Genomic DNA, 13,503 nt, shown 5'->3' on the forward strand with positions numbered 1-13,503 from the left:
GATGCTGCCAATGATGCGGCTGACAAAGCAGCTCAAAAAGCTGAAGACGTAAAAAATGCGGTTAAACACTAACAATAACCTATTTTTATAATTTAAAAGACCCGTTAATAACGGGTCTTTTTTTGTTTAAAATTGATACCCTACCCCAAGAACAACATTTATACCTGGAGCAACGATACCAGATGAATATGTCCTATAGCGCTGATCTGTTATATTTTCTAAACTAGTGGTTACCTTAAAATTATTGGTAACATCATACTGGGAACGAAAATTTAAGGTGTACCAAGATGGAGAAAAAGGATTCCCATTTTCGTCTACTGCATAAATGTATTCTTTTGACTGTTCTGATACTGCCAAGTCTTTATTTGCTATCTCTGCATTATAATTCAAAAACAAATCTGTACGTAAACGCTGATTTTTCCAAATTACGTGAAAATCCCCAAATGTTGGTGCCGCATGACGAGCAGGTGTTTCAGAACCATCATCCTCCTCTTCTACGCCTTCTGTAAATGTTAAGTTAGATGCCAATGACCACTGTTCGGTCAAATAAGCCTCAAGCCCAAATTCAAAACCATAAACATAAGCCTTTGCCGCATTTTGAATTGCCTGCACATTACTCAACTCACCACCATATTCTATTTCAGAAATACCATTGTAACTAAAATCCCTTCTTACTAAAGCATCTACCAGATATGTATAGTATGCCGCTCCTTTAAGAATAAACTTATCACTTATATTGCGCTGAACTCCTATTTCCGCATTATAGGCATACTCAGGTTCCAAATCCGGATTCGGTACTACCACAGAACCCGGCTCTGAATCGAAAATTTTACCTACATCATCAATATTGGGAGCCCTAAAGCCAGTTGACCCGTTTAAGGTAACTTGTAGATTTGCTCGTGGAAACCAACTAAAACCTATGCTGCCCGTTAAAGCTCCAGTGCTTAAATCTGCCGTTTTAAATGGAAAATCATAAAAGGTATCCTCAAATACAGCATTTACCCAAACATGACTATATCTTAATCCGGACATAATTGTGAAATTAGGTTTTGCCTTATATTCACCGTTTGCATAACCGGCCAAACTTTGCCAGGTAGAACCGTCTGGATATCTTGAAGGTGCATTGGTATTTTCTTCAGTTACAATATTAAAATCATTTCCAGTTGACCTTACCTTGTTATAAATATATTCGGCACCATAATAAAGTTTAAAGTCCCCTATTTTCTTATTTTCAAAATCAATATTAAAATTTGCAGCATCTACTTTTTCTTTTGTAGAATTCCTGATCTCATCTTGAAAATCCCTATTAATTCTACTTTCCTCAAAATACTGATATGCCATTCCCAATTTTACACCATCAAATACTTTTCCATTACCTTTTTTCTGTACTTGGGCATTTCCCATGAACCATTTTTGAGGACCATAGTACCATTCTGCCGAACGCAACCCTAATCCGTCACTAGTGGGTCTTATCAATCTATCATATCGTGAATAATCTGAAGTTTCCGTGTAATATACCCCTAAATTGATATCCCATTTTGCGTTAGGCTTGTACAAGAATTTTTGCATTAAACTTAATTGATCATATCCTGTTGGTACTTGTTTTTTAGGTGACTTATTTTCTATTAGCTCATCTATACCGCCTACCGTTCGTACATATGAATTTCTCAAATAAGAATCTGGACCATGGGAACCCATTCTTAAATCTTGAAAATTATTATACGTTATGCTCGTTAGTGACGACCATATTTTTTTACCCAAATTTATATCTGCATGTACGGTATTTTCGGTATTTGCCGTGGCAAATCTATAATTGGCATTACCCTGAACCAAAAGACTATCGTTCTCAGATAACAAGGGATTTTTAGTATAAAAATTCATTACCCCACCTATTGCATCACTTCCATAGATAACGGACCCCGGACCGAATATGACTTCCGTATTCTTGACAGTAAATGGATCGATAGAAATTACATTTTGCACATTGCCGCCTCTAAAAATAGCATTGTTCATGCGCACCCCATCTACGGATAACAGCAATCTATTGGTTGCAAAACCTCTGATCATTGGGCTACCACCACCCATTTGACTTTTTTGAACGAAAACCTTACCACTATTCTGAAGTAAATCTGCCGAAGTTTGCGGAGCTGAAAATGCTATTGACCTGCCATCTAAAGAAATTATTCTATTTGGAATATCTCTCTTTTGCTGTTCCCATTTAGATACAGACATAACAACTTCATCTAATTGTTGCGCCTTCATAATCAAATAAGCTTTTTGACCTTGCCTTTGTAGCTGCACCTTGGTAGTTTTAAATTCCTGATACCCAATATGCTTTAAAGTTATACGCTCCTTATCCAAAAACACCGTAGCATTGAAAACCCCATCAAAATCTGACAGTGCAATCTTGGATTTATCTCTATTATAAACGGCAACATTTGAAATCTCCTCCCCAGTATCGGCATCTAAAACGACAATTTCTTGGCCGTTGCCAAGACAACACCATAAAAAAAACGCTACAATTATATACTTAGACATAGGTATTGAAAACTTCATTTAAAACGGCAAGCGACTTTGGTTTCCTAAAACCCTGTAAATGCAATTCAAAATAAAGTATTAAGGATTTGAGCAATTCTTGACGATTGGTTTTTTTCATCTTTACCGTATGCATTGCATCAAAATTTGTGCCCAATAAGGTCTTGAAATAATAAATATTTTCTCCTCTTAACATAGGGTTCAATGATTCGGTTGCAGTAAACTCCCCTTCTAACAGATCAAAATAGGGCTTATCTATCTGATATACATCTGGGTAAAATCCTAAATAACGAGTCAATGACAACATAAAATGTAGATGAAAATTAGCAACGTCTTTATGAATATCCAACCATTGTAAAGATGCTTCTAGAAACTGATACAAATCTTCGTTCATTTCTTCTTCACGTATACTATTGCCCAATAGCTCTGCCAAAAACAAGGTCATGGCATTTTTGGCCATATCTGCATATAAAGTCTGATAATGATAAAAAACCTTTGCTTCTTTAAGAGTCTCCAGTGTACCTTTATTTTTATGATTGGCAACGATTTCTAACTGGGTCAACGGCTGAAAATATGCAGTCTTCAACTTTCCTTTTTTAGAAGACAAAACACCGCGAAGTAAATAGGATTTGATTCCGTCAGATGCAGTAAAGGCTTTTACAATTAGGCTTGTATCGCCATATTTTAGTGCAGAAAATACTATTGCCTTTGTGGTTACCTGCATAATAGAACATCAATTTAAACAAAGATAACGGATTGAAGTTTAGTGACGAAAATGCATAAAAAATGCGAGGCTCCATTTCAGAACCTCGCATTATAAATTTATCTGCTTTAGCTAATCTAACTTCTAGATCACACCTTGTGCCAACATTGCATCTGCAACCTTAACAAAACCGGCAATATTGGCTCCTTTAACATAGTTGCAGAAACCGTCTTCTTCCTTACCGAATTCAATACAAGAATCATGTATATCTTCCATAATATCCTTTAAACGCTCATCTACCTCTTCACGTGTCCAGCTAATTCTTAATGAGTTCTGGGACATTTCCAATCCTGATGTTGCTACACCACCTGCATTTGAGGCTTTACCTGGCGCAAACAATATTTTTGCGTTATTGAACTCATGAACCGCATCCGTATTACAAGGCATATTAGCACCTTCTGCAACACACATACAACCATTACTTAGAAGCGTTTTAGCATCTTGCTGATTCAACTCGTTTTGGGTTGCACATGGCAATGCAATATCACACTTAACTTCCCAAGGTGTTTTACCTGCATAAAATTCTGCAGAAGGATATTTATCCGCATATTCAGAAATACGGCCTCTTCTGTTGTTCTTTAGGTCCATTACAAAGGCAAGCTTATCATCGTCAATACCGTCTTTATCATAGATATATCCGCTAGAATCTGATAGTGTTACTACCTTGGCACCTAATAAAATTGCCTTTTCGGCAGCGTATTGTGCAACGTTGCCCGATCCAGAAATTACAACTGTTTTACCATCAAAACTTTCGTTTTTGGTCTTCAACATACTTTGTGCAAAATATACGGTACCGTACCCGGTCGCCTCTGGTCTAATTTTAGAACCGCCCCAAGAAAGTCCTTTACCTGTCAATACACCTGTAAACTCATTTCTGATTTTTTTGTACATACCAAAAAGGAAACCAATTTCACGTGCACCTACACCAATATCACCTGCAGGTACATCTGTATTAGGACCAATATGTCTATTCAATTCTAACATGAAGGCATGGCAAAAACGCATTACCTCATCATCAGATTTTCCTTTTGGATCAAAATCAGACCCGCCCTTACCACCACCCATTGGCAATGTTGTAAGACTATTTTTAAATACTTGCTCAAAAGCCAAGAATTTTAAGATACTTGCATTTACGGTAGGGTGAAAACGCAAACCACCTTTATACGGTCCAATAGCAGAATTCATTTGAATTCTATAACCACGGTTTACATGAATTTCACCATCATCGTCTACCCATGCAACCCTAAACGAAACCAAACGCTCTGGCTCAACCATTCTTAAAAGAATATTCTTACCATTATAGATTTCGTGCTTCGCAATATATGGTATTACTGTTTCAGCAACTTCTTGCACCGCTTGAATGAATTCTGGTTCGTGTCCATTTCTGGAAATAACCTCATCCATAAATGCTTTTATTTTATTCTCCATAAAGCTATTTAAACTTGTTTAAATTATTGATTTCAAAATATAACGTCAAAATTATGCTATTTGTGTAATTTGATTGCTTATTTTTTTAAAATTCGATAAAAATTGTTGTTTTGACAACAAACTACCTATAATTACTACATTTAATTTAACATTTAGCCAATTATCCTATCGCTTGTTCTATGTCCGCAATTAAATCTTCAACATCTTCAATACCAACGCTTAATCTGATCAATGCATCTACAACTCCACTACTAAGTCGTTCTTCTTTTGGAATACTTGCATGGGTCATACTTGCAGGATGACCAGCCAGACTTTCAACACCTCCTAAAGACTCTGCCAAAGTAAATACCTGTAATTTTTCTACAATCTTTATGGCATCTTCATAACTACCTCCTTTTGGAACAAACGAAATCATACCTCCAAAATCTTTCATCTGCTCTTTTGCAATATAATGATTAGGGTGATCCTCAAACCCTGGCCAATACACCTTTTCGATCTTGGGGTTGCTTTTAAGGTATTCGGCTATTGCCTTACCATTCTCACAATGTCGTTGCATACGTACGTGTAAAGTCTTTATTCCTCTTAATACCAAAAAGCTGTCCATAGGGCCACACACGGCACCACTTGCATTTTGTATAAAATAGAGTTGATCTGCCAACTCTTTATCTTTTACCACTAAGGCCCCTACCACAGTATCACTATGGCCTCCTAAATATTTGGTTGCAGAATGCATAACGATATCAGCACCTAATTCTAGAGGCTTTTGAAGATAAGGTGTAGCAAACGTGTTATCTACCGCTAGCAAAATATTTGTATTCGCTTTTAAGGCGGCTATTGCCTTAATATCGATTATATTCATCATTGGGTTCGTTGGTGTTTCTACCCAAATCAACTTTGTTTTCGAGTTAATTTTATTACGAACGGCATCTATTCCCTGCATTCCCACAAAGTGGAATACAATACCAAATTTTTCAAATATTTTTTTGAATATCCTATATGTTCCGCCATAAAGGTCATTCGTAGAAATTACCTCATCGCCCGGCACCAATAATTTAATGACCGCATCTATTGCCGCAATACCACTGCCAAAAGCTAAACCATATTCACCATTTTCTATACTGGCCAATGAATTTTCCAATGCTGTTCTTGTAGGGTTGGCACTTCTTGAATATTGATATCCTTTATGACCGCCCGGTGTTGTTTGTGCATAAGTGGTGGTCTGGTAAATTGGTGGCATAACAGCACCAAACGCTTCATCTGGATGCTGACCGCCATGTATGGTCTTAGAATTGAATTTTAAGTTTTTAGAAGCCATATTCAACTATTTATAACACAAATGTATCGTTATCTTTCGGGGAATACAATGAAGCTGTATTTTTACAATAAATCCATTTTCTCGATGAAATCTAAGCTTACCTGCCTACTTATTTGTGTTATACTTATTGGGTGTAACAACAAGAACTCCGTTTCTTTTGAACCGTTGACTATTACTACGGATTCTTGTGAGAATTGCACATCTGTTCGTATAGAAATTCCGCAAGCTACAGGTAAAACCAAACTTAGTAAAACCATTAACAATGCCTTAGAAGGTGAAATTATAGCTTTGCTGAATTTTTATGAGGAAAGTAACGCGCAAAATCTTGAAGAAGCAAAAGAGACGTTTCTAAATGACTATAAAGAGGTAAACGGAAAATTTTCAGAAGAATCTATGCCTTGGGAAGCTACAGTTGAAGGGAGTATCACTTTTGAAAACGAAAGCATCATCACCATTAAATTAGAATCTTACATTTATACAGGAGGGGCACACGGCTATGGCACTAACCGATTTTTAAATTTTGATAAACTTAACGGGGTAGAATTATATCAAGAAAATTTATTCACCGATTTGGAAGAGTTTAAAACCTTCGCTGAAACGCTTTTTAGAAAACAGGAAAATATACCTGCAGAAGGTTCTATCAACGATACGGGCTTTATGTTCGAGACAGAGCGTTTTTATTTGCCCGATAATATGGGGTATACGGAAAATGGACTACTACTTTACTATGAGTCTTACGAAATAGCATCTTTTGCAGATGGACCGATTATCCTAACCGTACCTTACGCAAAAGCAAATGCTTTTTTAAAATACCCGAACAAATTTTAAGAAAGCTGCTTTAACAAAAGTGCGATCTGGCCAATATGTAGCCCTTCATGAAACAAATTGAAGGCTATGGCATCATCAACATTCTTAAGTGTTACACGCGCACTTGTGGTATATTCGTTAAAAGATTGAAAAAGTGAGGTTTCGTAATCTTCTTTTAACCATTCTGCGGTTGAAATCAAGAAATCTGCCACCATCATCATTTCTTCATCTGTTGCAGTACCATCCGGCACGGTGCCTTTTGCAAATTTTGCTACCAATTCATTTGGTACGCGCATTTGTAAACCGCTAAACTTATATATCAACACTTGCTGCGTTACTATGGTATGGGCAATATTCCAATAGACATTATTATTAAAACCTTCAGGGATTTTAAGTAATTTCTCTTTAGGTGTTTTAGTCAATATTGCATGTAAATTTTTGCGGTTTTGCAACATTACTTCATATATATTCTCTGTCATTATTTCATATTTTCTGCTTTGTAAAAATAGCACAATTAATGTTATTTAGGTTTCTTTGTATTTCCAATGCCTTTACCAAAGGTCTATTCTTTTAAAGTATTACCCTTACAATTATACGCATGAAAAAAATATATCATTTAAGTACTTGCTCTACTTGTCAACGTATTATCAAAGAATTGCAACCACTTACGGATTTTGAACTTCAAGACATAAAAACAGAACTTATAACCACTTCTCAACTTGAAGAAATGCATAAGCTTTCTGAAAGCTACGAAGCTTTATTTAGCAAAAGAGCTGTACTATACCGAGAACGTAATCTTAAAGAGCAAAACCTTTCTGAAGAAGATATTAAAGCATTGATCTTAGAACAATACACTTTCTTAAAACGACCTGTAATTATAGTTGATGACCAAATTTTTATAGGAAATAGCAAAAAGGTAATAGAAGCCGCTAAAATGGCAATACACCCTTGAGCAAAAGATCATTAGCCATACTTGCAGCTATTGGAGCTACTACCATATACGCCTTAAACCATACTATTGCAAAAGGTATTATGCCCCATTATGTACAACCTTTTGGATTCATAATGCTTAGGGTTTTGGGTGCTGCCGTTCTATTTTGGCTAATTTCTCCTTTAGGGCCAAAAGAACGCATTGATCGTAAAGATTATCTTAGAATGTTAATTTGTGCACTGCTGGGCATGGCTTTTAACATGTTGGTGTTTTTTAAAGGCCTATCACTATCTACACCCATTAACAGTGCCGTACTCATTACCACTACACCGATCATTGTACTTATATTATCTGCCGTAATCTTAAAAGAGAAAATTTCTAATAGAAAAATATTAGGTATTGTTATAGGTTTATTAGGGGCATTAGGTTTAATAATATTTAGTGCAGAGGTAAGACAGGACGCACCTAATATTCCCTTGGGTAACTTTTTAATTTTTCTGAATTCTATGTTCTACGGGTCATATTTAGTACTTGTAAAAGTGTTGATCGGTAAATATCATCCGTTTACATTCATGAAATGGCTTTTCTCTTTAGGTGTCCTTATCTGTTTACCTTTTGGTTATCAAGAATTCATGCAGATTTCTTGGAGTACATTACCTTTTGAAGCTTATTTTGGAATTGGTTTTGTTATTATTGGGACTACCTTTTGCACCTACCTTTTCAATATTTTTGCCCTTACACAACTTAAAGCCTCTACATTAAGCGCTTTTGTTTATGTACAACCATTATTAGGTATTGCATACGCAGTGATCACAGGGCAAGATGCAATTACTACAGTAAAAATAATAGCTGCCTGCTTTGTGTTAATTGGAGTTTATCTTTCTAGTAAAAAACCCAAGAAACAACTTCAGGAACCTTAAAAATGAGATTTTTTAGCTTTTTCCAAGTTTACGGTAAGTATCTCAACAGCCTTTTTACAGTCTCGGTGATGCATGGCGGAAACAAGATTTAGATGCCCTTCTAAAATTTTATATAAAGGCCTATTTAAACCTACCAAGTCCATAAATGATGCTATTTTGGCCGTCTTGTACATGTCGTACAATGTTCTATTACCGCAATTTTTAATAATGAATTCATGAAAAAATCTATCAATTTTATAGAAAACGTATCCGTTTTTAGGTCCGCTTTCAAATGGAACCAAAAGACTTCTTAGATCATCAATTTTAGATTGTGGGGCATTTTGCGTAAACAACCTTACCGCCATTGTTTCCAACGCTATTCTACAATCAAACATCTCCCTAATTTCTTGCTCGCACAATTCCCTTACAGAAAGGCCATTATCCAAACTACCTACTAGAAGACTCTCTTGCCTTAATTGTAATAAAACTACCGGTACGGTATCTTCCTTTATACTTAAAGTATGTGATAGCCTATGTTCCGTAATAAGTTGCCCTGGAACCAATTTCTTGGTTACGATCAATTTTTTTACTTTACCGTACGTATCTTGAAAAATTTCTTCTGGTAGACTTACCATTAATAGAATATGTTAGTATAGGTGGTTATTGATTTCTCAACAGTCTAAGAGGGAAACTAACTGTATGTCGTTTAAAAATAAATAATTTAACATTACAATTCTTATAAATTTTTGGGAATTTTTAAAAATTCTCTTGTGTGTTCCTTAGTCAACACCCTAAAATCTTCAGCTTTTTCAAAACCACTAAATTTGCTTATTAATTCTTCTGCCAATCCTGTTAGCTTTCTAGATTGTAGATTGATCCATGCCCCCATCATTTCACAACGCGCTATATTTTCTCCTTTATCATTATAAAAATCATGATTAAACTCAAAAAATTTTCCATCCTCACTAAGTCCCTTAATTTCTAAAGAGACCTTTATTTGGTTTCCTAAAAAAGCTTCCTTGAAATAATACATATGCTCATAAAAAGCCACAGGACCTATTTTATAGTCAGTCATAGTACGCTGATCAAAACCTAGCTCCATTAAAAAGGCGAGCCTTGTATGACTCATAAAATTGACAAATGCCGAGTTTGCCAAATGACGATTTGCATCAATATCGCTCCACCGTACTTCAAAATCCTTTGTATACATTCTAATAATTTTTGTTATGCATGCATAATACTTTATAAAAATACCATAGTTTTGAAATGTAAGAACCAAAGAACATCATTTTTTATAGTTATTTTTAAATCACGTTCAAAATTTCATTCCTATGTCAAACAAACCCGCATTCATAAAAGAATTATCCTTGCCTGCAGTTGCAGCTCCAATGTTTTTAATTTCAGGACCACAATTGGTCATTGAATGTTGCAAGAATGGCATTGTCGGTACTTTTCCGGCATTGAACCAACGTACTAGTGAAGGTTTTGAGGAATGGCTCATTGAAATCAAATCTGCCTTAAAGGCATTTGAAGAGGAGACCGGAAAAAAAGCGGCTCCGTTCGGTGTAAATCTCATTGTACACCAAACCAACCCTAGATTAGAGGCAGATTTAAAACTTTGTGCAAAGCATAAAGTACCTTTAATCATAACTTCTTTGGGAGCAGTTTCGCAGGTAGTAGATACTATTCATAGTTATGGCGGCTTGGTTTTTCACGATATTATTAAAAAACGTCATGCGGAAAAAGCAGCTGAAGCCGGTGTTGACGGTTTAATACTGGTTGCCGCAGGTGCCGGGGGCCATGCAGGTACAATCAACCCTATGACATTGGTTGCAGAAATAAAGAAATTTTTTCATAAAACCATTCTTCTATCTGGCTGTATAAGTACCGGTAGGGATATTGCTTCTGCCCTTCAAATGGGTGCAGACTTAGCCTATATGGGCACTAGATTCATAAATACCAACGAAAGTAAAGCTACACCTGAATATCGCCAAATGATCATTGATGCCGGTGCTAGCGATGTAGTCTATACCGCATCTATCTCTGGGGTACATGCCAACTTTCTTGGCGCAAGCTTAAAAGCAGCAGGTATTACGGAGGAAGATCTTAAAAAAGATGTCAAAATAGATTTTGGTAAAGAAATGAATACCGAAGCCAAAGCCTGGAAGACAATTTGGTCTGCCGGACAAGGTTCTGCCCTTATTGACGATTCTATAGCTGTTACCGAATTAGTAACACACTTAAAAGTAGAGTTCAAAGAAGCGATAGAGGAACAAATGAAAGTCTTAGAAACCTACCCGAAATAAATATTATTCTAGCTTTACACATAGATGCCTTTAATTGATTCTACATATGATCCGCCATTATTTTTTAAAAACGGACACTTTTCTACCATATATGCCGGGTTAATTAGAAAAGTAGATAATTTAGAGCAAATACGCATTCGTATTACCTTACCTGATTCTGATTTTTTAGATACAGACTGGAGTTACGCAACATCTTCATCCAAAAAATTGGTCATTATAGTACATGGACTTGAAGGAAGTTCAAAGCGAGCTTATATTAAGGGTAGTGCCAAAGCCCTGACCCTATCTGGCTATGATGTCTGTGCCATTAACCTAAGAGGATGCAGTGGTTCTGCCAACAGACTTTTCAGGTCATATCATTCTGGAGCAACAGAAGATCTACAAGCAGTTATAGAATATGTTTTACATTTAGACGAATATAAAAGTATCTACCTGCACGGATTTAGTCTTGGCGGTAATCTTCTTTTAAAATATTTAGGTGAAAAAAGAGAGAGGGCCAATGAAATTAAAGGAGCTGTAGCAATTTCTGTACCTTGCCAATTAGCTGACTCGCTTCAAGAACTGCTTCAAAACAAGAATGCCATTTATGCTAAACGGTTTAAAGGTAACCTCATCAAAAAATTGAAGCAAAAACAAGAGTTATTTCCAGACCTAATTTCTAATTCAGATATTAAAAGCATTAAGACCCTAAAGGATTTTGATGATTTTTATACCAGTAAAGCGCACGGTTTTAATAATGCCATGGACTATTATAAGAAAAGCAGCAGTCTTCAATTTTTGGATAGTATAAAAGTTCCTACGTTAATAATAAATGCACTAAACGATTCTTTTTTAGGGTCTGATTGCTACCCAATAGAAATTGCAAAACATCACAGAGCGCTTTTTTTAGAAATGCCCAAATACGGAGGTCATGTTGGTTTTTACGGAAATAATAACCGCACTTATTCAGAAAGCCGAACACTAGAGTTCTTAAATAACCTTGGCCAGCGTAACTGAACAAATACAAAAACATTTATATAATTTGTTACTTACTTATACTTTTTAGTTAAAAACTAAAATGACTACTTATTTATATATACTTCTACCCGTAAAAATTCATATATTAGTCGCTCATTTTACTGACAATACTTAAAAGAAAGTTACGTATGCGCAAATTATTCACCTTATTGGCTCTTGGCACAATGATAATTAGTTGTGGTGAGAAGAAGGAAGAGAAAAAAGATGGTTTTGAAATGAACAGGACCAAAAAAGAAGCTAAAACAGAAACAGCAAGTGAAGGCGTGCCAGTTGATTTAGATAATAAAGGAGTTGGCCCTATTACCAGTGTTACTTTTGATGATGCCGTAAATGAGGAAATGGCAGCTGCGGGTAAAGAAAAATTTCAAGCTATATGTACGGCTTGTCATATGGCCGAACAACGTATGATCGGGCCTGCACTTAAAGGTGTTTACGAACGAAGAAGCCCAGAATGGGTTATGAACATGATTATCAATCCTGATAAAATGTTAAAGGAAGACCCTATTGCCAAGGCATTATTGAAAGAATATAACAATGCGATAATGCTCAATCAAAACTTAAAAGAAGATGAGGCACGTAATATAGCAGAATATTTACGTACCCTTTAAAATTAAACGCCAACCTAATACCGAAAACCCTTTCATGTACATGAGAGGGTTTTCTTTTTTTAATTCATTTTAACAGTCCCCGTTGAATGTATGTTTTTACAACTTTTTACGACCGATTGGATATTAAAAATGATATATGCAAAACGATAAAATAAAAATAGATATAGTTTCTGATGTTGCTTGCCCTTGGTGTTATGTTGGCAAGAAACGATTGGAAAAAGCTATAAAAGAATGGGATGGCGCCGAGATTGAAATTGAATGGCACCCATTTCAATTAGACCCGAATATACCAAAGGAAGGATAAGATAGAGATACATATCTTACCAATAAATTTGGTAGTGTAGAAGGACCTCTTGAAATGACAAAACGTTTACAAGAAAGCGGCAAAGAAGAAGGAATTAATTTCAACTTTGGAAAAGAATGGTTGGTCGTAAATACATTGCCCCTACATCAACTTTTACATGTGGCTGGCGAAGAAGGATTTAAAGACACCCTTAAAGAACGATTTATGAAGGCGTATTTTGATGAAAACCTTCATTTAAACGATGTTGTGGTTCTAAAGTCTATTATGGCAGAATTTAAATGGTCTTCAGAAAAAACGGAAAAAGTTTTAAATGATGATGCTATTGCTTATTCTGTAAAGCAAGAAATAGCACATTACCAACAACGTGGTGTAAATAGTGTTCCTTTCTTTATCATCAACGACAAATATGGCATTAGCGGTGCACAACCACCAGCAGCATTTTTAGAAGCTTTTCAACAAGTGGCTCCACTAAAAATAATTGCCACTGGTGATAGTTGCGACCCTTCTACAGGAATTTGCTAACTTAATATTAGCCAAAAGAAATTATTAACATTTAAAACAAGAAGTATGAAATCATCATTTTCTGATAT

13 protein-coding genes and 1 pseudogene are annotated in these 13,503 nt (G+C 35.7%); 7 read left to right on the top strand and 7 right to left on the bottom strand.

Features of this window, described 5'->3' with window-relative positions; genetic code table 11:
- Positions 1-126: 126 nt before the first annotated feature.
- The 4 genes from QZ657_RS00815 to QZ657_RS00830 form a co-directional block, all read right to left on the bottom strand.
- The gene (locus QZ657_RS00815) at positions 127-2,538 is read right to left on the bottom strand and encodes a TonB-dependent receptor domain-containing protein (RefSeq protein ID WP_291964349.1); all 2,412 of its coding nucleotides are present in this window, start codon (positions 2,536-2,538) and stop codon (positions 127-129) included.
- Positions 2,531-3,259, bottom strand: a complete 729-nt coding sequence (gene recO / locus QZ657_RS00820; protein ID WP_276470809.1) for a DNA repair protein RecO — start codon at positions 3,257-3,259, stop codon at positions 2,531-2,533. Before recO ends, QZ657_RS00815 begins: the two co-directional genes overlap by 8 nt.
- Before the next feature lie 123 nt (positions 3,260-3,382).
- Entirely contained in the window at positions 3,383-4,726 is a 1,344-nt protein-coding gene (gene gdhA, locus QZ657_RS00825) for an NADP-specific glutamate dehydrogenase (protein ID WP_276470808.1), read from the bottom strand.
- 160 nt (positions 4,727-4,886) lie between these two features.
- The gene (locus tag QZ657_RS00830; protein ID WP_291959613.1) at positions 4,887-6,041 is read right to left on the bottom strand and encodes a cystathionine gamma-synthase; all 1,155 of its coding nucleotides are present in this window, start codon (positions 6,039-6,041) and stop codon (positions 4,887-4,889) included.
- Between the two features lie 84 nt (positions 6,042-6,125).
- Between QZ657_RS00830 and QZ657_RS00835 the strand changes: the two genes are divergently transcribed.
- Positions 6,126-6,869, top strand: coding sequence for a DUF3298 and DUF4163 domain-containing protein (locus QZ657_RS00835; RefSeq protein WP_291964350.1), 744 nt, complete (start codon positions 6,126-6,128; stop codon positions 6,867-6,869).
- Here the strand turns inward: QZ657_RS00835 and QZ657_RS00840 are convergent.
- Entirely contained in the window at positions 6,866-7,327 is a 462-nt protein-coding gene (locus QZ657_RS00840) for a DinB family protein (RefSeq protein WP_291959617.1), read from the bottom strand. The two genes, QZ657_RS00835 and QZ657_RS00840, sit on opposite strands and share 4 nt — an antisense overlap.
- Before the next feature lie 119 nt (positions 7,328-7,446).
- Between QZ657_RS00840 and QZ657_RS00845 the strand changes: the two genes are divergently transcribed.
- Together QZ657_RS00845 and QZ657_RS00850 are read left to right on the top strand one after the other, a co-directional pair.
- Positions 7,447-7,800 carry an arsenate reductase family protein gene (locus tag QZ657_RS00845; RefSeq protein WP_291964351.1) on the top strand — a complete coding sequence of 118 codons (354 nt, stop codon included), beginning with the start codon at positions 7,447-7,449 and terminating at the stop codon, positions 7,798-7,800.
- Positions 7,797-8,699 (top strand): DMT family transporter, encoded by a 903-nt coding sequence (locus QZ657_RS00850; protein WP_291964353.1) that lies wholly within the window; start codon positions 7,797-7,799, stop codon positions 8,697-8,699. Before QZ657_RS00845 ends, QZ657_RS00850 begins: the two co-directional genes overlap by 4 nt.
- Here QZ657_RS00850 and QZ657_RS00855 read toward each other — a convergent pair.
- Positions 8,696-9,313: a GntR family transcriptional regulator gene (locus tag QZ657_RS00855; protein ID WP_291964355.1), complete on the bottom strand. Its 618-nt coding sequence runs from the start codon at positions 9,311-9,313 to the stop codon at positions 8,696-8,698. The two genes, QZ657_RS00850 and QZ657_RS00855, sit on opposite strands and share 4 nt — an antisense overlap.
- Positions 9,314-9,414: 101 nt before the next feature.
- On the bottom strand, positions 9,415-9,888 hold the full coding sequence (locus tag QZ657_RS00860) for an acyl-CoA thioesterase (protein ID WP_276470801.1): 474 nt from the start codon (positions 9,886-9,888) through the stop codon (positions 9,415-9,417).
- Positions 9,889-10,009: 121 nt separating this feature from the next.
- On the opposite strand from QZ657_RS00860, the gene QZ657_RS00865 reads away from it, so the two are divergent.
- The 4 genes and pseudogenes from QZ657_RS00865 (at position 10,010) to QZ657_RS00880 (ending at position 13,435) form a co-directional block, all read left to right on the top strand.
- Entirely contained in the window at positions 10,010-10,984 is a 975-nt protein-coding gene (locus QZ657_RS00865) for an NAD(P)H-dependent flavin oxidoreductase (protein ID WP_291964357.1), read from the top strand.
- Positions 10,985-11,008: 24 nt separating this feature from the next.
- Entirely contained in the window at positions 11,009-11,980 is a 972-nt protein-coding gene (locus tag QZ657_RS00870; RefSeq protein ID WP_291964359.1) for a YheT family hydrolase, read from the top strand.
- A 149-nt stretch (positions 11,981-12,129) separates the two neighbouring features.
- On the top strand, positions 12,130-12,609 hold the full coding sequence (locus QZ657_RS00875) for a c-type cytochrome (RefSeq protein WP_276470798.1): 480 nt from the start codon (positions 12,130-12,132) through the stop codon (positions 12,607-12,609).
- Positions 12,610-12,745: 136 nt separating this feature from the next.
- Positions 12,746-13,435 (top strand): annotated as a pseudogene (locus QZ657_RS00880) (DsbA family oxidoreductase).
- The last annotated feature ends 68 nt before the right edge of the window (positions 13,436-13,503 follow it).

The sequence above is a fragment of the Maribacter sp. genome, assembly GCA_020629415.1.
GTDB classification, from domain to species: domain Bacteria; phylum Bacteroidota; class Bacteroidia; order Flavobacteriales; family Flavobacteriaceae; genus Maribacter; species Maribacter huludaoensis.

Bases quoted from the DNA above. Each gene is read 5' to 3' on its own strand.
- QZ657_RS00815 (WP_291964349.1), bottom strand. From the start codon at position 2,538: ATGTCTAAGTATATAATTGTAGCGTTTTTTTTATGGTGTTGTCTTGGC.
- recO (WP_276470809.1), bottom strand. From the start codon at position 3,259: ATGCAGGTAACCACAAAGGCAATAGTATTTTCTGCACTAAAATATGGC.
- gdhA (WP_276470808.1), bottom strand. From the start codon at position 4,726: ATGGAGAATAAAATAAAAGCATTTATGGATGAGGTTATTTCCAGAAAT.
- QZ657_RS00830 (WP_291959613.1), bottom strand. From the start codon at position 6,041: ATGGCTTCTAAAAACTTAAAATTCAATTCTAAGACCATACATGGCGGT.
- QZ657_RS00835 (WP_291964350.1), top strand. From the start codon at position 6,126: ATGAAATCTAAGCTTACCTGCCTACTTATTTGTGTTATACTTATTGGG.
- QZ657_RS00840 (WP_291959617.1), bottom strand. From the start codon at position 7,327: ATGACAGAGAATATATATGAAGTAATGTTGCAAAACCGCAAAAATTTA.
- QZ657_RS00845 (WP_291964351.1), top strand. From the start codon at position 7,447: ATGAAAAAAATATATCATTTAAGTACTTGCTCTACTTGTCAACGTATT.
- QZ657_RS00855 (WP_291964355.1), bottom strand. From the start codon at position 9,313: ATGGTAAGTCTACCAGAAGAAATTTTTCAAGATACGTACGGTAAAGTA.
- QZ657_RS00860 (WP_276470801.1), bottom strand. From the start codon at position 9,888: ATGTATACAAAGGATTTTGAAGTACGGTGGAGCGATATTGATGCAAAT.
- QZ657_RS00865 (WP_291964357.1), top strand. From the start codon at position 10,010: ATGTCAAACAAACCCGCATTCATAAAAGAATTATCCTTGCCTGCAGTT.
- QZ657_RS00870 (WP_291964359.1), top strand. From the start codon at position 11,009: ATGCCTTTAATTGATTCTACATATGATCCGCCATTATTTTTTAAAAAC.
- QZ657_RS00875 (WP_276470798.1), top strand. From the start codon at position 12,130: ATGCGCAAATTATTCACCTTATTGGCTCTTGGCACAATGATAATTAGT.